12 protein-coding genes and 1 pseudogene are annotated in these 24,605 nt (G+C 62.7%); 4 read left to right on the top strand and 9 right to left on the bottom strand.

Annotation, left to right across the window (positions count from 1 at the left end):
* Together ACZYOF_RS20315 and ACZYOF_RS20310 are read left to right on the top strand one after the other, a co-directional pair.
* Positions 1-262: pseudogene (locus tag ACZYOF_RS20315) on the top strand (hypothetical protein); the annotation flags it as partial.
* Between the two features lie 393 nt (positions 263-655).
* Positions 656-1,696, top strand: coding sequence for an alpha/beta fold hydrolase (locus ACZYOF_RS20310; protein ID WP_463716887.1), 1,041 nt, complete (start codon positions 656-658; stop codon positions 1,694-1,696).
* Between the two features lie 155 nt (positions 1,697-1,851).
* Here the strand turns inward: ACZYOF_RS20310 and ACZYOF_RS20305 are convergent, their stop codons facing one another.
* The 5 genes from ACZYOF_RS20305 to ACZYOF_RS20285 all read right to left on the bottom strand — a co-directional run bounded on the left by ACZYOF_RS20305 (position 1,852) and on the right by ACZYOF_RS20285 (position 6,146).
* Positions 1,852-2,247 (bottom strand): DUF930 domain-containing protein, encoded by a 396-nt coding sequence (locus tag ACZYOF_RS20305; protein ID WP_463716891.1) that lies wholly within the window; start codon positions 2,245-2,247, stop codon positions 1,852-1,854.
* Positions 2,248-2,515: 268 nt separating this feature from the next.
* On the bottom strand, positions 2,516-3,424 hold the full coding sequence (locus ACZYOF_RS20300; protein WP_130582148.1) for an efflux RND transporter periplasmic adaptor subunit: 909 nt from the start codon (positions 3,422-3,424) through the stop codon (positions 2,516-2,518).
* The gene (locus ACZYOF_RS20295) at positions 3,421-3,630 is read right to left on the bottom strand and encodes a DUF1656 domain-containing protein (protein ID WP_130582149.1); all 210 of its coding nucleotides are present in this window, start codon (positions 3,628-3,630) and stop codon (positions 3,421-3,423) included. The genes ACZYOF_RS20300 and ACZYOF_RS20295 overlap by 4 nt, the downstream gene beginning before the upstream one ends.
* Positions 3,627-5,681: an FUSC family protein gene (locus tag ACZYOF_RS20290; RefSeq protein WP_463716886.1), complete on the bottom strand. Its 2,055-nt coding sequence runs from the start codon at positions 5,679-5,681 to the stop codon at positions 3,627-3,629. The genes ACZYOF_RS20295 and ACZYOF_RS20290 overlap by 4 nt, the downstream gene beginning before the upstream one ends.
* Before the next feature lie 3 nt (positions 5,682-5,684).
* Positions 5,685-6,146 carry a MarR family winged helix-turn-helix transcriptional regulator gene (locus ACZYOF_RS20285; RefSeq protein ID WP_130582151.1) on the bottom strand — a complete coding sequence of 154 codons (462 nt, stop codon included), beginning with the start codon at positions 6,144-6,146 and terminating at the stop codon, positions 5,685-5,687.
* Positions 6,147-6,698: 552 nt separating this feature from the next.
* Between ACZYOF_RS20285 and ACZYOF_RS20280 the strand changes: the two genes are divergently transcribed.
* Both ACZYOF_RS20280 and ACZYOF_RS20275 read left to right on the top strand, forming a co-directional pair.
* Positions 6,699-7,169: an aminoacyl-tRNA deacylase gene (locus tag ACZYOF_RS20280; protein ID WP_130582152.1), complete on the top strand. Its 471-nt coding sequence runs from the start codon at positions 6,699-6,701 to the stop codon at positions 7,167-7,169.
* 77 nt (positions 7,170-7,246) lie between these two features.
* On the top strand, positions 7,247-7,669 hold the full coding sequence (locus ACZYOF_RS20275) for a CBS domain-containing protein (RefSeq protein ID WP_463716885.1): 423 nt from the start codon (positions 7,247-7,249) through the stop codon (positions 7,667-7,669).
* 49 nt (positions 7,670-7,718) lie between these two features.
* On the opposite strand, the gene ACZYOF_RS20270 is transcribed toward ACZYOF_RS20275, so the two are convergent.
* The 4 genes from ACZYOF_RS20270 to ACZYOF_RS20255 form a co-directional block, all read right to left on the bottom strand.
* The gene (locus ACZYOF_RS20270) at positions 7,719-8,300 is read right to left on the bottom strand and encodes a RidA family protein (RefSeq protein WP_463716884.1); all 582 of its coding nucleotides are present in this window, start codon (positions 8,298-8,300) and stop codon (positions 7,719-7,721) included.
* 82 nt (positions 8,301-8,382) lie between these two features.
* Complete coding sequence (locus ACZYOF_RS20265; protein WP_463716883.1) at positions 8,383-9,477, bottom strand: NAD(P)/FAD-dependent oxidoreductase; 1,095 nt, start codon at positions 9,475-9,477, stop codon at positions 8,383-8,385.
* Positions 9,477-11,441 carry a CTQ-dependent glycine oxidase GoxA gene (gene goxA / locus ACZYOF_RS20260; protein ID WP_463716882.1) on the bottom strand — a complete coding sequence of 655 codons (1,965 nt, stop codon included), beginning with the start codon at positions 11,439-11,441 and terminating at the stop codon, positions 9,477-9,479. Before goxA ends, ACZYOF_RS20265 begins: the two co-directional genes overlap by 1 nt.
* Before the next feature lie 340 nt (positions 11,442-11,781).
* Positions 11,782-24,516 (bottom strand): filamentous haemagglutinin family protein, encoded by a 12,735-nt coding sequence (locus ACZYOF_RS20255; protein ID WP_463716881.1) that lies wholly within the window; start codon positions 24,514-24,516, stop codon positions 11,782-11,784.
* Positions 24,517-24,605: the final 89 nt, after the last annotated feature.

Genomic DNA, 24,605 nt, shown 5'->3' with positions numbered 1-24,605 from the left:
GTGCAACAAAAAGCACGGGGGTAGGACCACAGGTTCAACCGAAGCATTCCGGCTTTCCCTGCGCGATGGTGTTACGGCTTACTTCGTGCTCTCCCCGGTGACCGGGCTTTCTTGCCACCGTCATCTCTCGCGCGAACTTGTTCGCGCGAAAAACTTAGCGCCAGCGTCGGGGCGCCAGGACCACTCGACTTCGCCGTCCGCTGATGTCACGCTCGTCAGTCGCGACACCCTCGTCCACCGCATCTCACCGCAACGTTCGTGACGATCGCGACCCGCCCCTCGTTCGGGTGAGACGCGCGGAGTTAAATCACTGATTTGCCCGACGGGTTAAGCGATTTATTTTTGCGCGAAGCACTGGACAGACTTTTGGTGATTTGCCCGTCGGGTTGATTTGTCGCAGCTCGCGCCTCAACACACGCTGTCATTCCGGGGCGTCCGAAGGACGAGCCCGGAATCCATTTCACCGCTTGCGACCGCGGATGAATGGATTCCGGGCTCGCGCTTCGCGCGCCCCGGAATGACGGTGCGTTGGCAGCAGGTGAGCTGGCCGATCTCCCGATCGATCACAAACAAATCATCGCAGGCCTTCTGGATAGCGTCACAGTGCTGCGTTAGTCCGAGGACGCCTAGCGCTTCAATTCTGCAGGATTGCCCGATGATCCGTTTTGCCACCCTGTTCGGTCTCGCATTGACCACCGCTCTGAGCCTGAGTTCACCGGCCTCCGCTGCCGACGACGGGCCGGCCTATGGACCGGAGCTGCAGGGCTTCGAATACCCCTTCCCGGTCGAGCGCTATCGGTTCTCCTCGCAGGGCCAGGAGCTGGAGATGGCCTATCTCGATGTGAAGCCGTCGAATCCGAACGGCCGCACCGTCGTGATGCTGCACGGGAAGAATTTCTGCGCTGCTACCTGGGAAGGCTCGATCAAGGCGCTGACGGCGGCCGGCTATCGGGTGATCGCGCCAGATCAGATCGGGTTCTGCAAATCCAGCAAGCCTGAGCGCTATCAATTCACATTCCAGCAGCTCGCCGGCAACACCCGCGCGCTATTGGCGTCACTCGGCATCGAGCGTTCGGTGATCATGGGCCATTCGACCGGCGGCATGCTGGCGATGCGCTATGCGCTGATGTATCCGGCGGCCGTCGATCAGCTCGTGCTGGTCGATCCGATCGGCCTGGAGGACTGGGCGGCCAAGGGCGTGCCGTGGCTCAGCCTCGACGGCTGGAACGAGCGCGAGAAGCGCGTGACCGCCGACACCATTCGCGCCTACGAGCGCGCGACCTACTATGCCAACACCTGGGACGCGTCATACGAACCCTGGGTGCAGATGCTGGCCGGAATGTATCGCGGCCCCGGACGCGAGACCGTGGCCTCGAGCTCGGCGCGGCTCTACGACATGATCGCGACCCAGCCGGTGTTCTACGAGTTCGAGCGCATTACCACGCCAGTGCTGCTCCTGATCGGCGACAAGGACACCACCGCCATCGGCAAGGACCTCGCGCCGCCGGACGTTCGCCCCAAGCTCGGCAACTACCCCGTGCTCGGCAAAGAGGCCGCCAAGCGTTTCCCGCACGCACAACTGATCGAATTCCCCGACCTCGGCCACGCCCCGCAAATCCAGGCGCCCGCACGATTCCATGACGCGGTGCTTGGGTGGCTGCAGCATCCGGAAACCGGAGCGATGCTGACGAAATAGCGCAGGCGAAACCACAAGGCGTAACCCACCATCCTTGGCGCGGCGCCAAATCATGATCCGATTGGACGGAATCGGATCATGATCTGATCTATCCCGCAACAAGCACCCACAAAGACTCCTGCCGCTTGTGATCTCCCTCGCCTTTGGTCGGTTAGCTACGGGACGAGATAGTGTTCGGCCCATATCGCACGAGGAACCTCTGCCCCCAATTTGTAGCTGAAAGTCTCGATGCCGAGCCCGTCCGACGTGACGCGACACGCGTAGGAAAGGTGGTACCAATGTCCCCGACTTCGGATGGCCGCTCCAGACGCTTGGAGCGCATTTCCTTTCAGCGCGGGCTCGGCAAATGCATAAGCAACGACCTCGTCCGGCTTGAAAGCACTGTGCTCCCGTCCAATCAAACCCGCTGCCCGTCCATTGCAGCGCTGTTCGATACGTGTTTGCGGGTCCAAAGACAGCAACTGTTGCTGAATCGTTTTGGCTGTCGCCGGAGCGCATTCAAGCGTGGCAAGCAGGGCGACACAAAGCGTAAGGCGAGCTGGGATGTTCATCTTTCTCAAGCAGTCGCGAGGTTAGTCGACGAGTACCGCTCACCTGACTCGGCTCGCAGCCGGTCGGGGCGGTCCAGCGCAGGCAAGCCCGCCATAAAGCGGCTCGTCCGGCATCGCGTCGCGTAGAACATGGCGCACGCTTACTAGCTTCTCGCTGTCGATGCCAGTGGGAAAGCCCCTGCTCTCAATAATCTCGGCGGCGGCGTTGCCGCGCGCCGCTTCGGGAGCGCAGCGAAGCAATCCATAGCGCCGCTTGTGAGGACATGCTCTAGCGAGCAGCGTCGGCACGCCTCGATAGCCCGTTGTTGGTCGACCCGACGATCTCGACCGTCGCCGTGCGGCCGGCGACGAGTTCGGCCTGGCCCGCTCCCTGGTCGAGAGCGATGCGCACGGGGACACGTTGCGCCAGACGAACCCAGTTGAAGGTCGGGTTGACGTTGGCAAGAAGGCTTGTCCCCTCGGCCCGGTCACGATCTTCTATGCCGGCAGCAATGCTTTCCACATGTCCGGTCAGGCGCCCCTTGTCGCCCATCAGGCGGATCCTGACAGCATCGCCGACATGGATGCGTGGCAGCTTCGTTTCCTCGAAATAACCCTCGACGCGGAGCGTGTCGGTATCCACCAGCGCCATCACCCCTTTGCCCGCCATCACATAGGTGCCGGGACGCAGGTTCATGTTCGAGATCGTGCCGTTGACCGATGCGTGCACTTCGCTGCGGTCGAGATTGAGTTGGGCAAGGTCGCGATCGGCCACCGCCTGGTCGTAGCCGGCCTGGGCTTGCTGCTGCGTCGCCAGCACCTGCTCCTGCTTCTGCTGGGAGACGGCATCAGTGGTCAGCGTGCGATAGCGCTTCAAATCGCTATTTGCCTGATCGAGGGCAGCGCGACGGCTTGCGACGACGGCATCGGCCTGCTGCAAGGCGAGCGCGAAGCGGGCGCGGTCGATGCGAAAGAGAACGTCGCCGCGATGGACTTTCTGGTTGTCCTGCACCAGGACGTCCGTGACCAAACCCGAAACGTCAGGCGTGACCTGGACGACATCGGCGCGCACCCGCCCGTCTCGCGTCCATGGTGCCTCCACGTAGTAGTCCCACAGATGGATCGCGACATTCACAGCCGCTGCGACAGCGATACCCGTCAGCGCAAGACGGCCAAGCACGAAGAAAAATCTCTTCACGACAGATACTCCGAAGACAAATAGACGACGCCTCCCAAAAGGCAGACGAACAGGGCCAGGTCGAACAACGCGGGATGCCAGACCAGCCGGTAAAGTCCGGTCTTGCGCAGGGTCTTGCGCAGCAGGGCGCTCAACGCATAGGCAATGATCAGCCACAGCAGAAGCGCGGGCGCGAGCACGCCATAGATATCGATCTCATATCTCATGCCGCTAGATTCTGATCAGGTGATTGAGGCTGGTAGGCCAAGGCGTCCGGAAACAGCCCGCGCCGGATGCCGATGAAGCCGATCAGCGCATCATCTCTGGCACCGCCTTCGGGCTCGTTGAGCGCCTTGGTAAGCGCAACATCGATCAGCCTGAGCAGTTCAGGCGGCAGCGGGCCCGAGACGTGTTCGCGACACGCTAGCGCAAGCTGGTCCAGCATGTCGTCGATTGCACTGAGCGTCGCCGGCGTCAGCTTGTGACGGGCCCGGCGCAGATCGATGATGTTGAGGCCGACCCGGAGCTGGGTCAGACCGTCGACGTCGCGGCGATCGACCTCGGGAATCACGGCGAAGCGCTGGACCAACAGGCCGAGGCGATCCAGCATCAGCCCGGCGAAGCGTGCCCGGTCGTTCTTGCCGCGCCGCTCTGCCGTGAGTGCTAGCGTCGCCCAGCTGGTTTTCATCAGGCGCCGCGCGACCCACTCGGCTCCGACCGACCGCGCCAGCCTGGTAATGACCGCAGCCGCCGCCATTCCCAGCAGCAATGCGATGGCGGCATTTGTAAAGCTCGCAAAGTCTGCGTCGTAAGTCGACTGCAGCGCCAGCAAGGTGGCCGAATTGGCTGCCAGCGCCATGCCAATGAAGTTGGTCCGGGGCCGCGCGATCAGAACGCCGAACAGGATGAAGGACGGCGCCAGGGCCGCGATCAGCACCTCGACCGTGGAGATTGCCGGAATGATGGCGAACAAATAAATGGCGACGACCGCGACCGAGGCCAGTGACCACCATGCGAAGCTGCGAATACTGGGCGCGGGATCATCTTGCGCGGCGAAGAAGGAACAGCCTATGGCCGCCATCATCGGGGCCGATGCGCCGTCCACCCAGCCTGTCCCGATCCAGAAGGCACAGCAGACCAGGACCGCGAAAGCCGCGCCAGCCCCCGACCATAGTGCCAAGCCGTGGTCGCGGTGTCGCGCCGGAGCAATGCTGGCCTCAGGAAGGAATGCCAGCCGAAGGCCGGAGACGTCCTTGCCAGCGGCAATGGCGCGGTTGAGCGCCCGGCAATCATCCGAGACATCGACGAGCTCGCGCAGGCGTATCAGTAGGTTCGCCGCCGTGACCTGATCCCAAGACGAATGGGCATCGAGCTTCGGCCGCAGTGACATGATCGCGGCGCGCAGCACATCGGCCGGTTGCCGTTCGCCGGCGTCAGCCGCGAGCCAGCGCCCGAGATCATCAAGCAGCCGCGGCAATTGCGGCGAGCATTCGCCCAACCGGCCGCCAAGTGCTGCGATCCGATCGGTGATCGAGGACAGGAGCGGCAGCAGCATCAGCATGTGCAGGCGAAGCGCCTGCAATCCGCTGACGGCATTTGCGTCCGCGAAGCGGTCATAGGCCAGGTGACCAGCGAGCGCGTCGATTTCGACGGCGTCGGTCGCCAGCCGCAAGCGTTGCGCCCGATGGACCCGCTCGGCGCCACGGGCGGAGAGAACATCCTGGCTGAGCCGGCTTGCGTCGCACAGCCAATTGTTGACGCGGGCAGCGACGGCGGGGGCGACGCTGCGCGGGAATACGATTGTCGACACCAGGGTCGCGCAGATGATGCCGAGCGTGATCTCCTCGACGCGCGCGAGCGCAGTGTCGAAGATGCTGCCGGGGTCCGAGACGGCGGGAAAGCCGATCAGCGCTACCGTGTATCCGGCAAGCATGAAGGCATAGCTGCGCGGGCTGCGCTCGAGCAGCGACAAATACAGACAAAGGCCGACCCAGAGTGCAACGACCAGGCAGAGCAATTCGGGGGCATTGACGAGATTGGGGACTAGGATGACGCTGACGATTGCGCCAACCACCGTTCCCAGCACACGGGAGAGCGCCTTGGAACTCGTTGCGCCCGCTAGCGGTTGGGAGGCGATATAGACGGTCGCCATCGCCCAATAGGGACGCGCCAAGTCGATCCAAAGCGCGACGACCAGTGCCAAAGCCGCCGCCAGGAAGGTCTTGAACGCAAAGACAAGGTTCGCATGGCGGACCAGGAAAGATTGGTCGGAACGCACGGCTCAGGCCGCCGCGGCTTCGCGCAACCGATTGGCTCGCCGTTCGATGCTCAGCAGCGCCTCGAAGGTCGCCACAAGCTCGTCGCTACCGATGTCCTTCAGGAGGTACGCGCGGACCTTGCGCAAGACCCGGTTGACCTCGTTGGCCTTGGCCTCGCCCATCGGGGTGAGATGCAAGGTCTTGGCGCGGCGGTCGGTGGAATCCTCATGGCGTTCCACCAGCCCTTCGGCCTGCAGCACATCGATCAGCCGGACCAGCGAAGGACCTTCGATGCCCATCTCCTCGGCGAGTTCACCTTGGCGGACGCTCTTGCCCCGGCGCGACAGCACCATCAGGGGAAGTGCGGTCGCCTCCGACAGACCGTGATCGGCAAGCGCCTGGTTGGCCTCGCGACGCCACAGCCGGGCAAGCCGTGCGATGAGCAAACCCATTTCGGCATGAATCGTTGTTTGGGAAAGAATCATGGACAATAGATAGGATACTAATGATTAGGTTGCAACCATATGGTCTGGAGACGTATTCGCGTTCACGAAAAAGCGAACCGGGAACAAGGCCCGGATCGTCGACGGGCTGACGGCAATATCGCGGCTCACCTTGTGGCGGCAGCAAGCGACGGCGGCGGAGCACATCAAATCTCCCTCGTTACAGGTCTGGCTCTAGGCCGGGAGGACGACGGGAAAGTTCGGATTCAAATTTCAAACAACAATTCCGCTGTCATCGTATGCCATCGGGGGTCGGCGCGCCGCGCTTCCTCAAGATGACGAATTGGGCCAAGAACGCTGCCTTATCGGTGATCCATACGCCGCGACGATCGCCTGTTGGAGGCAAAGACAGAAAGCATACCAACGCCAAGTCGAGGCGTTTGCATCGCAACCCAGCCACTGACGAAGAATTGCAGCTGGCGGACGGAAGGAATATGTTGGCCTTATAATGACGCAGCCGCCCATCGTAAGGCGAGGCTCGGCAGGAAGACCTTACGGCGGATGGTTTGCCTACCCGCACCGGAGGTCACGGTTATGTCCATCGCTCCCACACTGCAAAAATACCTGGCCGCTGAAAACATCCAATACGAGGAGATCCAGCACGAGCTGAGCATGTCGTCCACTCGCACGGCTGAAGTATCCCATATCTCGGGCGATCGTCTCGCCAAGGGCATCGTGTTGCGACGCGACGGCGAATATATTCTCGCCGTCGTGCCCGCATCGCACCACCTCCGCCTGTCCGAGCTGCGGACGACGCTCGGTGATAATGTCGATATGGCGGATGAAACCGAAATCAATCAACTGTTCCGCGACTGCGCGCACGGCGCCGTTCCCGCCGTTGGCAAGTGCTATGGGCTCGATATCATCGTCGACGACAGCATCGAGACACAGCCGGAAATCTATATGGAAGCCGGCGATCATGAGACCCTGCTTCATCTCACGCACGAGCAGTTTGCGCGCCTGACGGCGAACGCACCGCATGGGCGCTTTAGCGCGCACGACTGAGGATTGGTCGCGCGCATCTGCCGCCAGGCAAATGCCTTACATCAAGTGCACCTGAAATCCAGCAATGGAGGTCCGCCATGAAAGTCAAAGACGTGATGCACAAGGGCGTCGACTGGGTCAGCCCCGACACCCCCGTCACCGAACTCGCGAAATTGATGCGGGGGCACGACATCGGCTGCATTCCGATCGGAGAGGACGATCGGCTGGTCGGGATGGTGACCGACCGCGATATCGTCTGCAAAGGGCTTGCGAGCAACAACTTCGATGCTCGTCGCGCGACGGCGCGCGATGTCATGACCGAAGGCATCCATTGCTGCCGGGAGGACGATGACCTCGCAAAGGCGATGCATCACATGGAGAAGCTGCAGGTCCGCAGGCTGCCGGTGATCAACAAGAGCAAGCGGATGGTCGGCATCCTCAGTCTCGGCGATGTCAGCCATTCCACGTCTGGCGACAATCTCCTGTCGGAGTGCGTCAGGAGCGTTTCGGCCCATCACTGATGGCGCGACCGGCGTGACAACTCAAGCGTGATGACTTTTCTTCGAATCGTCATCCCGCTTTAGCTTTTTGTTTGAGCATGATCTTCCGACGCAAACGCTTCGCGTTTGTCGCGAGGGAAAAGGCTTGGTCATTTGGCCAAGCCGCTCCATGACAACCCGATGCTATTTTCTTTAGTGGCGCATAGAACGTTCCATCGACCTCGGCGATGTCATCCTGATCGAGCTTTCGAACCTCGAGAACAGTACGTGGCGGATAAGGGCCCTTACCCCAAAGATCTTCCTGCACCTTATTCACCACAGGACGTAAACGCACGACATCAGATACATAGATGGTCAAGCGTACCGCATCTTTTAGTGACGCTCCCTCGGCAGTGGCGACCTGCTGCATATTGACGAACATCTGGCGGATACGCGCCTCCTCGCCATCAACAAGCTTGTTGGTGGCAGGATCGATACCGCGCATGCCGCCGACAAACACAAAATCGCCGGCGCGTGCACCTGCGCTCCACGATCCGGTCGGCTTCACACCTCCGTTGACGGACGGGATGATCTTCACTCCGTCTGCATAAGCCGAGCTCCCTATGAGAACACAAGCCAGAACAGTGGCGAGCAAGCGTGAATCAACAGTCATGTGTAACCTCCAGGTAAACAAAGAACACTTGGCTTTCGCGCCTTGGCTTTCGCGCCTCGGCAACTGAGAACGATTGCATCGATCAATTTTCCAACCACGGACCTCGTCGTCGCTGCCAGAATGGCGCGTCGATAAAGCGGTGCTCGGAGGCATACATCGCCGTTTGCGCGGCAAGGTGCGATGCGATGCCTTGCAGGAACTGCTGCTGATACTGAACCGCTTTCGTCCCGTCGTTTTGCGTGAGAAGTCCAACAACGCTTTCGGCTGCCTGAATTCCGCTCCACAGGGCGGTAGCAAGTCCGTTCGCGCCGAGCGGATCCAATGCACTGGCAGCATCGCCCGCTCGAATGATGAATGGTTCAACAAGCTCCGATGCTGTTACGGTGCTGGCTGCGGCGAAATGCAGTTCGGGCGCCGCGGCCAGATCCATACCAAGACTCGACAAGCGCGGAGAGATCGCTGTCGTTTGCGACGCCAGGTCGGCCCACAGACCAGCATTTTTGCGGAATCCCGCCGGTAGCAGATCAGAGTCGGTAAAGAGTCCCACCAGCATACGGCTGCCGGGCAGCAACGACGTATACCACCACCCTATCGCCACAGCCTCAACAAGCGTAACAGGGATGGCCTCAACGTCCTCATCAAGGGTGAAGACACTGTAACAGGCCACGAGCTTGTCGAGGCGACGGAGCGTCGCCGCTGGACCTGCGGTCACAGCGGAGCGGCCTGAGCAATCAACCAACAACCGCGTATTTACCGGTGATCCGTCAGCAAGCTCAACGGCGATTCCGGTTTCAGATCTCGAGAACTGCCGGGCTTCGCAGAAGACGCGATCTACGCCATCGGCTTCAAGTGTCTCCGCCATCCGAGCCTCAAGCCGATAACGATCGATGTGCCAGCCCGACATTTCTTCCTGGTGGAACACGCCACGACGCAGCGCTCTATTGCCCCACACGGAATAGCTGCCCTGACTGACTAACGCCGTCTCCGCATCAAGCAGGCCATGCCATCCAAGTGTTTCCAGATAGGGGCCCGCCCGGAACGACAGCGTTTCGCCCCGACTGGCAACATCTGACGGTGGGGCGACAAGAAGGGCATCAATCCCGCGACGCGACAGGATGCGGGCACATGCCATTCCGGCCATGCCCGCCCCCACAATGACGGCCTGACGTTCTGTCACTACTTCAATTCTTTGTTCGCGGCCAAATCCGTCGAACCGCGCTGCACCTCGACGAAGACTTCTGCAGGAACGCCAGGAATATCCTTGGGGCCACTACGACGCACGACAACGCCCATCTGCGTCCAGAGCTCGATCATCCGGCGCAGGCCGTCCGTATAGCTTGCATCGACGTGCAGGCCGACGCCGGCCGCGCCGCGCGACCAGGCGACACGCGCGTGATAGAAGCGCAGGCGCTCCTCCATCGGAAGGTCAGTACGCATCATCTGCTTGTAGAACCCTTCCGGCAGGACATCGACGGGCAGAAGCGCGGGCCACCACACTGGCGTCGGGAACCCCTCGCCCGTCAGCACGGATTGGCAGCTGAATGCATCGCCCTGCCACGGAACACCCATCCAGCGCGTGAGGTCGCCAGGCGCCTGCGGTCCAACGGGAGCCCCATCCTGCGGTCGCTGCGGATCACCTGAGAACACATTCTGCGGATTGAGTTGCAGTCCGATATTTTGAACCAGACTCTTTCGGTTCGAAATCGCGATACGGAACGGTAGCGACGTCTCCTTCGTCGAACGGTAGAGCGCCGCATGACGGATAGGCCAAGTGATCTCCACGCCGGGATGGAAGGCTCCGCCAGAACATGCATCGAGCGCAGCGCGCGTCAATGCTTCCGGACGCAACGACAATGGCATGTCATCGAGCTGCTTGACGGCATCGGCTGCAGGATCATCGAGATCGTTGACAAAGTCGCCCTTCGCCCAGTCGCTCAGAATTCTGTATTGGATGGATGTAAGCGTGAGCCAACCGGTCGGGCTGCCCGGAAAATTGACGCCGTCACCGAGCATCGGAGGCAGGGCGTCCGAACGGGTATCGTCCCCACCGGGCTTACGGAACGCCGCGAGCACCTTCTCTCGGGCGGCGTGTGTCTTTGCTCCCGTATCCGCCAACGACTTGATCACCGCCGGATCCGAAAGATCGTCGAGGTCCATCCAGGCCTTGCCGAGATACGAGGCTTGCGCGACCCACTGCATCATCCCGGAGCGCCGCAGAATAGGCAGTATGTCGCGACGGAAGGAAACCTGACCGGCGACCGCCTTCATATGTCCCGTAGCGATCATCGCTTCGCGCGCGGCATCATAAAGGCTGACGATCGGTTCGATCTGGGGAGCAAACTTCGGTCCGCAGCACACGACCCACGCCGGTTCGCAATCGACATCTGCATCCCCGACGCGTACTGTGGCTTTCACCCAGCCATCGCACCAGTCGTCGTGCCAACCATCGTTGTTCGTAAAGTCGCGCACCGGATTCTGAGCCAAAGCACTGTTGGATATTCCGTCCGCCGGGAATACCAGCAGCCGGCCTGCATCGTCAGTGCTGAGATGACCGAGTTTCACTGGCAGCTTTTTCCAGAACTGACCTGCCATTTGATAGGCGGCATCCCGGCCATCCGTATTCTTCGATGCGCCATCGATGCGGACTGCCCCCGCGTCAATCGCCAGCATTTGTTCGCGACGGGCAGGTTCGATGAAGGCATTGCGTTGTGCGCCCGGAATACCGGGAGCCAGCGCGCCTCCGTCCAAGGCATTCGAATAGCCATACCAGGCAGCCTTGGTGTTCGCGACGTGCACCGTCCAGCGCACACCATCGGACGCTCCCAGTTCGCGCACCACGCGTCCCTGATCGTCATAACCGTACACGCGGAAGCGCTGGACCTGTTTCTTGATGCTGCTTGGTCCCTGCTTGAATCCTCCCGGAGGCTCGTTCATCAGACCGGGAACCTCGGGCGCCAGAAACCACTCATCACCGTTGCCGACACGTGAGAAGCCAATCGCGGGAAAGATTGCGGCGCGAACAATGCGCGCTCCCGCAGGTGCGGCCTGCTGCGCGTCCACTGGCGATACGGCGGCCCTAAAAAGCGCAGGCGCAGCCAAACCGAAAGCGGATGCACCAATCAGAAAATCGCGACGCTTCATATATGACAGTCCTTCCATTCCATGTAGCTCGTGCAACCTCGTGCGACGGCGCGACGACGAAATTCCGTCGCATCGCGACCGACAACGATGCCGCAACACTCCAATCAAATGCCGAAGCGATCGATCGCCTACATGAACGCCGAATTCTTTAACATGTGATTGCCGCGAGCAGCCGAGTGGCTTTCACGACTGCGCTGCGAGAACCAACACAAAGAACATCGCAAAGTAATTCCCAAGTAATGACCCTGCATTGATGCGCCGGAGTCACATCTTTCGTTACATCTCGTTACATTGTGTCACATTCGTTACATTTAGCTGCGCGCGTTTACTCTGGAGACCATCACAGCTTGCCCTCACTCGCGAGCCTCCGCCATTGCGCCTCGGTGGGCGAGCCGGCTCCCAGGACCTGAACCGCGCTGTTGTCGTTATAGCCCTGCCGATCATCCAGCTTTTTGCGCTGGTCCTCTTTCGGTTCTTGCGCAGGCGTCCCGTCGCCGCCACCAAAACCCATGAATTCAACGATAATGACTGACGGCTGATCGGAGCGGTTATTCTGCGGCAATCCGGTTTGCTGGGTGGCCGCCGCGATATTGTTGCTCGTCGTGACCAGGGACACTGGCGGCGCCTGCACCGTGGGAACGCCGGTGACGGTGCCCGCGGCCTGGATGTTGGTGGCGTTGATGACCTGCAACGCGGCCAGATTGACGTTGCCGGAGACACGGATGCCGGCCTCGCCGACATCGATGGAGCCGAGCGGAGCAATCAGGTCGATGTTGCCAGGCGGGACTTCCGCAATCGGATTGAGGGTGGCGATGCCGGCACCGGCCGACGGAGTGGCCGGCGACAGGCTCACATTGCCCCACAGGTCATACTCGCGCCGCGGCGGCGTGAAGAGTATGGTCGTCTTCGATCCGCGGCCGGCGTTGATGTCACCCTCCGCCGACCAGATCACGATGTCGCCGCCGAAGGTGGTCACGATGCGCGACAGGCCTAGCAGCACGCTGCCCTTCGAATAGACCTGGATGTCGCCGCCGCCCCGCGTGATCAATCCGGCATCGGCGCCCGGCGCGACACCCTCGACGCCGACCAGCGTCTGCCCGCCTGGCGTCAGGGTCTGGATGTCGCCGCCGAAGTCCGTGCGGACGCCGCCATCCCGCAGCACCAGCGGGCCATCCAGAGTATCGCGGGTCAGCGTGCTGAACATCGTGATATCGCCGGCGTAGCTGATCGGGCTGCCGTCGGCCGCCCGATCAGGGAACAGCGCGGCGATCGCCTCGCGGCCGCGCAGGTAGCTACCCGGCCGCGGACCGTTGGCATCGTTGTATTCGCGGCCGCTGACCTTCAGCTCGTTGTAATACACCTGGCGCACCAGAATCCCCTGCTGCGCCACCGGCAGCGACTTGAAGAAGGCGAGCGCATCGTCCTGGTTGCCGGTGAAGACATAGGTCTTGCCGTCCTGGACAAAGGGCTTCTGGTCGGGGCCGTAGCGATCCTGCAGCCACATGGTGAGCATGGCGTTGTAGGTGAATTGCTGTTGCTGCTCGGTCTTCAGGCCGAGGAAGAACGCAGCGGCATTGCCGAGGTCGCCGGCGTAGTTTTGTGTCGCCTTCAGCCATGCGAACAGCAGCGGGTCGGATGGATAGGTCGCGCGCTTGTCGGCCGGCAGGTTGTTGAAGAAGGCCAGCGCGCCGGCCGCTTCGCCAGTGTAGCCGGCCTTGGTCTTCAGCCAGGTGGCGAGATCCGCGAGCGAGGCAATCGAATCAGCGGTCTGGATCACCTTGCCGGATTGCTCGCCCAGCGGCCTTGACGGATCGGCGGCATTGGCCGGATCGAGGTAGAGCTCGGCGAACCCGCTATAGTTCGGCCCGGCCTGCGCGGCGCCCGCCGTCATCACAATGCTGGCGCCGCCGCTGCGGTTCTGCGGGTTGACGTCGACGATCGTGCCAACGCTGTGCAGCACGCCCTTGTCGCCCTGGTAGATATTGCGGCCCGCGGTGACCTCCAGCAGGCCGGGTCCCGCAACACTGAGGCTGCCGTAGATGATGTCGCGTCCGGCGGACATCACGGAGATATCGGTCATGGCATTGTTCATGATCAGGCCGCCGGTGCTGACGATGTCGCGTCCGGCAAGCATCCGCATCGATTTTGCGGCCTGATAGGTGGGTGTCGCACCTGGGTCAGATGCGAGAAACATAGTGCCCGTGTTGAGGCCGATAATGTCACCGTTCACCGCATAGAACCGGATCGGGTCCTGGTCATCAGCATGCAGATGAGTGATCGGAGTGTCGGCGACGAAGGTGAACAGACTTGGGTTGGACGTTGGCTTGAAGGGGTTGGGGATCGAGTTTGGATCGTTCGGCGCGCCAGACATGGTGTAGGAAGCGCCGTTGGCGAAGATCGACCCCTGCGCCAAAAGCTCGAGTTGCCCCGTGGGAGACGGCGCCAATTCGAAGAATGTCGTGTTGCCGCCGTAGATATTGCCGTTGGCAGCAGCAACGCGGAGGACCGGTTGCGAACCGGCCAGCGGAGCGATGTTGCCGCCGGCAGAGAACAGGTCGACCGACGCGGTGGAGGTCGATAACGAGAAAAAGCTCTGGACGTCAGGATTCCTGGTTGGCAGCAGACCGGGATCGCCGGCGCCCTGCATTACGAGGTCACGGAGCGTTGCCAGAGTCGCGTGGCCGTCGCCCAGCACGACGCTCGCTCCATTCCCCAGAGTGAGATTGTACGCAGAATAGGGCGTCAGCGGATCAGGCGCCCGCGGATCATCTTGTATCGGCGCTCCGTATCCAAGAGAGAGGTCGATGGCGCCAATCGATCCGGCGCGCAGATCGATATTGCCGCGCAAATTCGTCAGCGTCGCGGACGAGCCCCCATAATACCCCCCACCAACCTTGACGGTCAGGTCGCCGCCCCCGGTGAAATCGATGGTTCCGCCGGTGACGATGTTGCCGTCCATCGTGACCGACGTGACGCGGCCTGTGCTGCCGATTGCCATGTCGAGCACGGGGTTCATGCTTGCACCGAACCGGGACGAACCAACGTCGCCGCCGGCGAGAACGGTGACATTGCCGCCGCCGAGCGCGCCTAGACCGGTGAACCCGGTTACCGTTCGAACAACCGTTTCATCAAACGCCGGGACGTCGACATAGGTGCCGAAATTGATCCACCAGGCCGTCGACTGATTGCCGGTCTGGTCCCCCCGGCGCCAAAGCCAGTTGCCGACGCCATTGCCGGTCATCGCGAAGCCCCATGACGGGCCGAGATTGTCGTTCGATTCAGTCAGGCCCGTGATGCTTCCGCCAACCGACAGCAGCACGTTGCCACCATGGTCAGGATAATAGGGTATCGTTCCGTCCGGATTAGCGGCCGCCGGCGTCAGTGTCCCGGCGGTGTAAACGCCATAGAGCGAGTATTGGGTGTAGTTGCCGGCGGCCAGCAATTCGAGATCGCCGGTGCCGGTGCGCAGCACGCTGCGCAAATTCGAGGTCGCGAAGTACTGTCCTGCCGGATCGGCAATGCATGCATCCGGAGTATTGGTGCATACGTCAATCGGCGAATCCACACCGGGAATGTAACCGTAGAAATTATTGGGATCGATCGATAGCCTCACTCCGGTGTAATGTTGGTCCGACAGATTGACGCTTCCGCGAGCGCCCGGCCTCAAGATGCGGGTGTCGGCCGACGACAGGTCGGCCCCCGCCACCAGCCGCATCGACCACGACAGCGAACCTGCCGGCAACATCGGCGCGGTCGCCCAGTTCTTGCCCTGGGTTCCGTCCGGACCGGGCTTGCGCGTCGGCAGGCTCGACACTGCTTCACCATTCTCATTGATAAACTTAACCGCGCTTTGATACGGAATGACCGATCCGGCGGGGATGGGGGTGTCCTGCGCCAATGTTGGGCGCCCGGCGATGATGTTCAGAGCGGCACCAGCCGGCCAAGTCACTTGCTGAATAGTGATGCTACCAGGCAATCTCGTTCCGGCGGCAAGCACCGTGTCGCGTGGCAATTCCGTCCCGCCGGGAATCATCCGCCCTCGGGTAAACACCTGCCCGTTTGGTAGCTGGATCGTCGCCGTCGCCACAATGCCGCTCGCAGGAGCGGTGAACGACTGCGCCAGCGTCACCATGGTCGGGATCACGACATCCGACTTCAACGTCGTTCCCTCGCCGAGCAGGATGGCGAAATTCAGTGTGCCATCGCCGGGGAACGTCGATCCGGCAGCCAGCGTCACGCCGATGGGAACGATGGCGCTGTCAGGGAACGGATTGTTTGGGATGCCGGCGAGTGGCGGAAACAGCACCCAACCGTTGTCGCTATCGGGCTGCGCCACCGGCGTGCCGAAGCCGTCTGTGATGCTGCCGTAGATGTTGAGGTCGCCGCCGGCCCGGATCACCAGCGCGCCTGGTTCGCCCGAGCCGTAGATCGCTGTCTTTCCATTGTGCGGGTTCAGGCTGTCGTAGCGATAGCCTGAGAAATCGAGATCACCCGAAACCGTGAGATTGCCGTCGGCCCGGATCTCGACGCCGGGACGCAGGTGGAAGGCGTCGCTGTAATTCCTGAGGCCCGAGAGTCGCCCCAGCAGATCGCCGTTACCGAGCGCATTCGTCATGAAATCCTGGCTGCGCGCATCAATCTGGTCGAGGCCGATGTACTCGACGCCGTCGGTATCCTTGAAAACCGGAGCGACGCCGCCATTGTTCTGGACGATGGTGCCGTTGTCGCCAGTCGGCTTGTAGGTCCAGAACGCGTTGACCGCGATGCTCTGCGCCCCTCTGATGTCGAGCGGACCTGCGGCATCGATCTGGACATCGCCGAAGGTCTCGCCGGTGCGCCTGGCATTGAGATTGATCTGGCCGCGCGGCACGCCGTCCGCCGAACGCACGTCGATAACGGCGTTCGGATCGAGCTGCAGCCGTCCCTCCGCCGAGGTCAGCTCGATGGTGGCGCGGTTCGACGCCTCGATCGGCTGGCCATAGCTGTCGACCCGCAGCACGGTGCCGTGCGCGTCCAGCATCGATCCGGATGCAAGCCTGAGATTGTCGCGCGCCGACAGGCGGATGGTGCCGACCTGGTCGCCATGGGCATCGATCGTGCCGGCCACGGACAGGCTGCCGCCGTCGACCGAGATCGTCACCGCACGCGCCTTCACCTCATCGCCAATCGTGAGGTCGCCCTGCTTGAGCACGAAGGTGCGGGCGCCGGTGACGCTGCCCTCGGTCAGGCGCGCGTTCAACCCTGCGAAATCGGCCAGGGTCTGGGCGCGGACATCGATGCTGCCTTTGTCATACGCCACGATGGTGCCGCCACCGATATCGTAGCTTCCGGTGCTGTCGCCCTTGATCAGGCCGGTGAGCTCGACATGTCCTGCGCCCGCGCCGAGCGCCTCGACCGATAGCGTGCCGGCATCGTTGTTGGCCGCGGAAATGTCGATCACCGCGCCGGCCTGCTGAATGATGTTGCCGCTGGCGCTGGTGAGCACGACATCGCCGCCCCAGCTATATTTGGTGGCGTCAAAGAACGTCACTTCGCGGCCGGCGACGTCGATGCGCGACGGCGATGCCAGCACGATGTCGCCCGCAGCGTCCATGGTCAGCCGACCGCTCGGCAGCGCGATGGTGGTGTCGAGCTGCGTGATGCTGGCCGCCTTGAGATGCAGTTCGGCACCCAGATTGTCGCTGGTGACCGGTGCGGCGGTGGTCCCCGGCGCTGCGCGCAGTGTCAGCGCGCCGCCCGCCGTGATGGTGTTGACCGATCCGGCCTCACCAGTGAGCAATGGCGTGATCAGGTTCAGCGTGCCGCCGCTGTAGCCGTAGCCGCTGCCTTCGACATAATCGCCCTGGGCCTGGTAGACCGACAGCGATCCGTTGGCGTTCGCGGTGACGCGATCGCGCGCGCCGAAATTGACCGTCGAGAAGCCGAGCATGAGGCGATCGAGCGTGACGTCCTTGCGCTGCCGGTCGGTCTCGGCAAAACCGAACACAATGCGATCGGCATTGATGTTGAACGTGCCGCTGCCGGTACCCGGGCCGTTCTGAATCACGGGCCCTGGGAGAACGCTGTTCGGCTGGCCGAATTCGTCCAGGCCCATGACGCCATTCCAATACAGCGTGCCGGTCGTGATCGTCGTCACGTCACTGGCGCCGCCATAGCCGTAGACCGCCGGCGTGTTCAGCACGAGCTCGTTCAGGAGGTATTTGCCGGTTGCCGGATCGATCGTGTTCAGATCGACCGAGCCAAAGAAGTTGATCGATTGCCGCGCCGCCAGCGTCAGGCGTTCCAGCGTCGGCGCTCCGAGAATTGCATCGCCCTTGAGTAGCCCGTCGAGCACGCCCTGGTTCAGAAGGAAGCCGTTCGGCACCACGGCGCTGGCCATTGACGCCGCGTCGCCCACATTGATGGTCGATACCGCAATGGAAAGATACTTCGCACCGAACCTGAAGGCCTCGCCAAATTGTACGCGGCCGTCCGTGACCACTGCGAGCGTGCCGCCAGCGAGCAGCCGCGTGTCGCCCGAACACGCACCACTGGGACATGTTCCGATGTTGATACTGCCCGGCACCATACTTCCGGCGGTGGTGGGTGGCAGGAAGTTGAGCCAACCGTTCGACACCGCCACCATCGTGTTGCCGCTGGGGTCGTAAATGTATCCATTCGACGAATCGTAGGACACCGCCCCCTGGCCCAGCGTGTCGAGGCGTGCACCGGCTTCGATGGTGATCGAGCCACCGTCAAATGTGTCGTAAATCGACGCTGGCCTCGCAATCAGGAAGATTTCAGGTGCGCTCAGATGCGCGCCGTCGCGCACGATTACCGTCCTCGCCTCGCCCTTGAAACCGATCGTCGCGGGAGACACAACGTTGAATTGGGTCTCGCCGCCGATCAACAGCCGCGGCGCGTGGAGCGCGCTGAGTGCTGACGCGCGAACGGATACGCCGTCATATCCAGGCGTCGGAGCCGAGCCGAAGATTTCGAGCGGCGTGCCATAGCCGCCTTGTCTGAGATCGACACTCGCCGTCCCGCCGCGCCCCGCCTCCGCAGCCTGCAATAGCGCCGTACCGTCAAAGATGAACGCTTCACTCGCGCCCGGATCGAATTGCAGGTTCAAGGTCTTGCCGTCGAGCGGAATCGCGGGCCGCGCTTGGCTCAACGTCGCGGCTTTCGCGAGGGCGAACTGGGTGTAATCCATCTCGTCATATTGCGAGTATGTGCGCACCGTTGCGCCGGATGTGACGATCATCTGCGTCGGCAGCGCATTGCGGATCGACGTATTGGCGATGCTCGTAATGCCGCTGATGGCGTAGGAGCCGTTTTCAAGCTTGACGGCCTCCGGGATCGGCGTGCGCATGGTATCACCAAGTTCAACGCGGAATGCGCCAGGCAACAGCGCATAGCGAGCCGGCAACAGCGTGTAGGTGCCCGCCGGCAATCCGGGAACGCCGGCCGGAATGGTGATCTGTCGGCCGACGCCGGGCGCTGCGCCCGGCCCCGGATCGACCGGAGCATAGTTGCTGGCATAGCCGGGGACGACTGCATAGACCGCGTTGCCCGCCTTGCTGAACGAATTCGCCGGATTGGCGTTGGCGAGCGCCGTGGTCAGCACGTCAACCGAGCCGCCGCGCCCCGAAATGAAGCCCGCGCCCGCCAGCTCGCCGCCGCCGGACAGGTCGAGCGTCGCGCCATGCTGCACAGTCACCAGCGGCCCTGCCATCGTGATGGTGCCGCCGAACCGCACCGGATCGGTGGGACCGAACGTGACATCTGCGCCATTGTATCTGTAGGTCAAGCCGTCCGTCGTCCCACCGAACGGCAGCACGAGGCCGGCTGCGCTCACCGAGGTGATGCTGCCGGGAAGCAAATTCACCTGGCGGCTGCCGTCGAGCGTGATGTCACCGAGCGGCGCGCGGATGATGCCACCCTGATCGATGACCGGCGCCTGGAGCGACAATTTGCCGAACACCGAGAACGGCGCCTGGGGCAAGGAATCATCGATGCGACTGATCGTGATCCGGGCGTTGGACAAGGTGGGGTCGAGCCCGGCATGGATTTCGCCCTGAGCACCGATGGTCGGATAGAGCTGGGCCGCGGTCAGTGTGATATCGCCGACCGTCGACAGCGATGTGGGCTGTCCGCTAGCACTGATGCCCGTCGCCCCGGTGTTGCGCACGAAACGGATGTCGCCGCGGCTGACCAGATCGATCGCGCGGAAGCCCGCCTGATCATAAAGACCGAGCTCCACGCCGTTCGAATCGAGGACACGGCTGCTCCTGCCGAATTCGACCTGGTTCTGAACGTCGATGAGATCGGCGGCGATCCTCATGGTCGCGGCGGTCGGTTTCACAGAGACACGCGTAACTTCTGTTACCCGCTTAGTCGTCGCATATCCCTGAAGCAGGACATAGGGGGCGCTGATTGTCACGGGACTGGCCGCATCGGTGCTCACCAGCGCCCCCTCGTTGAACGAGATGCTCTGCGGCAGGTTGAGCGACACCGCACCTTCGAAGGCGAACATGCCGGCGGATGTCAAAGACACATTGCTGAAGCCGCCGGCAGCAATCTCCTCCGCGCTGATCCGGGCCTGACCATAAACCAAGGAAGAATCGAGCGCGCCGGGCGCCACGTCATCGTGCAATCCGCCGGCGACATAATTCTGGCTGATCGTGAGAGAGCGTGGCCCCGCATCGATTCCCACAGGGGTGTAGTCGAGGCCGGACTGCATTCTGATCTCGAGCGCCATCGACAGCGATCCACCGGACGCGCCCGCTCCACCCGAGACGGCCCGCAGGCTGCCATCCAGATAGATCCCTGAGCGCGATTGGAGCGTGATGCCGCCGCCATTGCTGGCGACATCGACTGCGGACGTCGATCGTGTCGCGGCTCCGTCCGGAATGTCGAGCGTCGCACCTGTGCCCGACGCATCGAGCACGGCGCCGGGCCGGATCACTACGAGACTGTTGCCACCGGTGACCGCAATCGAACCGCCATCGCGCACGACGCCATAGCGGCGGCCGGCACCGTCCTGCGCTGTCGCCGCCACCGCCGACACGTCAAGCCTGGCGTGCTTGCCGAGCCAGATCGATTGGCCAGGAGCCGCGGGTTCAACAATCTGTGCGGGATTGTTGAGCACGATCGATCCGCTATGCGCCTCGATCGTGCCGTCGATCGTCAATTGCCGGTTGGTGTCGAGGCGCACCGAGTGACCGGGATCGACACGCAAGACGGCCCCAGTCTCGATCGCGATTCCGGATGACGATGACGACGACGTGTACGGAAGTACCGAGCTCAGCGTCAGGTTTGCACCAGCGCGCTGGGTCAGTTGCCCCTTGAGGGGATCTTCGGTGTAGAGCGGCGGTGTCCAGAGCTCGAGCGCGGCCGCGGGGTCGCTGCCGGTCGGTACACCGTAGTTCGTACCAGTGAACCGATAAACCGGCATGGTGACGTCGACCGTGGTGTCCTTGCCGACAACGACGCCAAGCGAGCTCTTGATGGAGTAGTCCGAGAAGCCGCTCCTGAACAGGCTGGGATCGAGGGTGAGCGGCGGCGTAACGGCTGCGGCATGATCGAGCACCGCACCCTTGGGGAGTATTGTTCCGGACGGGACATCGATGCTCCTCGGCGCGATCGATCCGGTCGCGTAGGTATAAGTCACCGTGGACTGAAGCAGGATTCCATTTGGAAAGGCATCTCGTGGAACCACATAGCCCGCCTGCAGGTAGTCGATGCTTTGCAACTGCGCGCCGGCCGGCATGGTGCTGCCGCCAGCGTAAAAGTTAAAATTGCTGTCGTACGCGTAGTGGCCGTCCGGCACGATCCAATCGGCGGCGAGCACGACCGGAGCCGACAGATCCGGCGTGACGTTAATCGGTATCGCCTCGCCCGGAAGAGCCGTCTTCACCTTCTCGCTGAAAGTCAGCGGCATCCGCGTGCCCGCCGTGATCACCACGTTCTCGTTCAGAATTACGCCTGTCGGTGCCGCCTCTCCTGCAGCCAGCACGCCGTCGGCCAGCAGCGGCGTGTTCGAAATGTTGATTGCGGTGCCGCTCTGCAGCGTCAGGGTGCCGCCCTTGGTCACGCCATAGGAGCGGACCGTACCCTGGAGGATCAAGGGGTCCCCGACAGGGTCGTTTACCCTGTCCGTCAGGTCCGCCACCAAGGTGACGTTACCGCCCTTGCCGCCCCTGAACTTGCCGTCGGGCAGGAGGCCGGCGCCGGAGGATGCGTCGATCACACTGCCGGCTTGCAGCGCCACCGATTGGGGCGACACCAGCGAGACATCGCCGCCGTCGACGAAGGCCAGCGTCGAAAGATGGGCGCGATCGGCAAGTCCGTTGGTCCACAGCCCACGGGTATCGATGCTGGCGCCGGAATGCAGGATCACGCCGAGCTTACCATCGATGGTCGGCAGCGTGCCGGTTCCGATGTCAACCACGTTGCTGAAGGAGACGTTGCCGCCGCGCGAGGTAATGACGGCGTTGAGATCGATGACCGGTGCAGCCATGGCGACCTGACCGCCCGGCGTCAGGGTCAGCGGCGCGTCGATTGCAGCGTGGCCGCCGGTCCTGATGGTCAAGCCACCCAGCCCGGAGGCATTGAGCCGATCACTGTCGAACCAGGCGGTGCTAACGCGGTCTTCAGGCAGCACGGCGGTCGGCGACAGTAGATCGGCGATGGCCGCAAGATTGCGGTCGAACTTAACATCCGTCACGAAGCCCACCGTCGTGTCGATGCCCCTCGTGTAGTCCGCGAGGATCAGCGAGCCCGACTGCGCCACGGTGGTCTGACTCAGCTTGTAACCGTCGGTGACGCCGGACGGCCGCTTGTTCAACTGCCGTTCGCCATCGACGATGTCGGCGACGATGGTGCCTTCGAAGATCGAGGTCGGCGTCGACAGAATGAGCTGGCCGGCATCGCGGCCGACGATGTAGCCGTCCTCCCAGCGCGCCGAGCCTTTGAACGGGTTGGAATAGATCTCGGTCAGGCTCGCGTCGACCTTGCCGCCGACCTTGTGCTGGACCACAAAGCCGTTCACCACCGCCGTGTAAGTCATATCGGCCGGCGCGTTGTTGATGTTGTAGACGCGGCCGTCGCTACCGAGCACGTAGGTCTGCCGCACGTAGCCGCCCTGGTACTGCATCCAGCCGCCGGAGATGTTGAAGATCGAGCCCTTCTGCGTCACGACCTCCGGTGCCGACAACACGATAGTGCCACCAACCGCGGTCCATTCGCCGATCTTGTGGCCGGTATTGCCGACATAGCCGCCGACCTCCAGCAGACCGCCCGGCGTGTAATAGCGGTCGGACGAATAGCCGCCGGTGCCGGCCGGCACCAGCGTCAGATCGCGCACATCGATCCAGACGTCGCTGTTGAACAGCGATTTGCTGTCGCGGTTCTGCGGGCTGTCGCGCAGCTCATTGCCCTGGATATTGACCTTGATGCTGTTGCTGTTCATCGCCAGCACGGTGCCGGTGGTGCCGGAGACGTCGATGGTCGCGCCGGTTTCCGTGAACACCCGCTTGCCGGCCTGGACCACAACCTGGCCACCCTGGGCCATGGTCAACGAGCGGTTCTGGAAATCGACGACGCCGCCGGTGACGATCTCGACCCGCGACAGCGCCTGCCGGTCGGTGAGCGCAGTCCGGTTGTCGAACTGCCCGCCCGCATTGGTGTCGCTCGTCGGCGTCATCAGCGCATCGCGCTGGCTGTTCAGCGCCGTCAGGCCAGGATCGAGTCCCGGCACTATCTGGGCTGCGGAATCGGTCTCGGGTAGGATCAGGGCCACGCTGTTGCCGGTGAGCGTGACGCTGCCGGTCGCATCTGACCGCGAATTGAGCAGGTGGATGGTGCCGCGCTGGTTGACCGACGTGGTCGAGATCAGAATGCCGTCCTGGATCACAGTGTGACCACCCAGGGTGATATCGCCCTGCTGCGCCAGGATCAGTCCAGTATTGGCGACCTCGCCGCCATCGGGAGACCAGCTGTTATCGCTATTCAGCGTCGTGGCGGCGATTTCGCTGCCGCGGGTGGTTGAGACCGTGCTGGACGCCGTTCCGTATCCCCGCCGTAGAACGAAATTGTTTCCCGCCACCAGCGCGGTCTGCCCCATGGGCGTGATGATGCTGCCGTTGTTGGTCACCTCCGTGCCGAGCAGCAGCACCGAACCGCCGCCGGCCTGCGCCGTCGCGGGAGCGCGCGTGGCGATCTGCGCACCGGCTTCGACAATAACCTCACCCCCGGCGTTGGTGAAAGCCGGCGTGTAGATGAGGACGCCGGTTGACTGATCAGTTTGCGAATAGATGCCCCGGGTGAGGAACTGAGTATCGGTGATCGCAGCGCTTGACGCAATCAGCGAGCCGACATTGACCTGGCTGCCGCCGCCGAAGATAATGCCGTTCTGGTTGATCACCAGCACCTGGCCGTCGGCCTTGATGTTGCCGAGGATCTGGCTCGGGCCCACATTGGCTCCAATTACCCGGTTCAGCGCGGTCCAGTTGGCATTACCCCGCTGGTCGAAGGTCAGCGTCGTGCGCGCACCGACGTTGAAAGTCTGCCAGTTCAGGATCGCTTGTGGCGCGTTCTGCTTGATGTTGACGTCGGTTTGGCCGTTGCTGCCGGCCGCCTGCGTCGGGAGATTGGCGCCTCTCCAGAGATCCGAGCCCGGCACGGCACCCGGTGCCACCTGCAGGCCGCCCGCACCAAGTCCATTGGGCACCGCCACCTGGGGCAGCGTCGTCGAGCGCTGCGAGGCCGCGGCGGCATTGCGCGCGGCAGATTGCGCGGCCTGCATGGCCTGGATCGCCTGGCTCGCCCGTGTCAGCGCGCCCTGGCTCTGCTTCGCAACCTCAGTGGCCTGCCGCGCCGCTGCAGCCGCAGCATCGCCCGCGATCGTCGGCGCCGACATCGCGCTGTAGCTGCCGAACGGCCGCGCAGCCGCGCCGTGCGTTCCGACCAGCGTCAGGGCCAGCGCGCTTGTTCCGGCGAGCCACGCCGCAGCAACTCTTCTGCCGAGCAGGAATCGCGGCTGGGTGGACGATGGCCGAGAATGCCGTTTGAATGTGACGCCTGGAATAGGCATGCGGAATCCTCTCAACGAAACGAATGCGGGCCGTCGCTGTGGCCTGTCGGAGAATTGCTCCGACATTTCCTAGACGTCTGGGTCGAGAG

The sequence above is a fragment of the Bradyrhizobium sp. LeoA1Lang genome (assembly GCF_055413685.1).
This window is presented reverse-complemented; position numbering and strand designations above follow the sequence as displayed.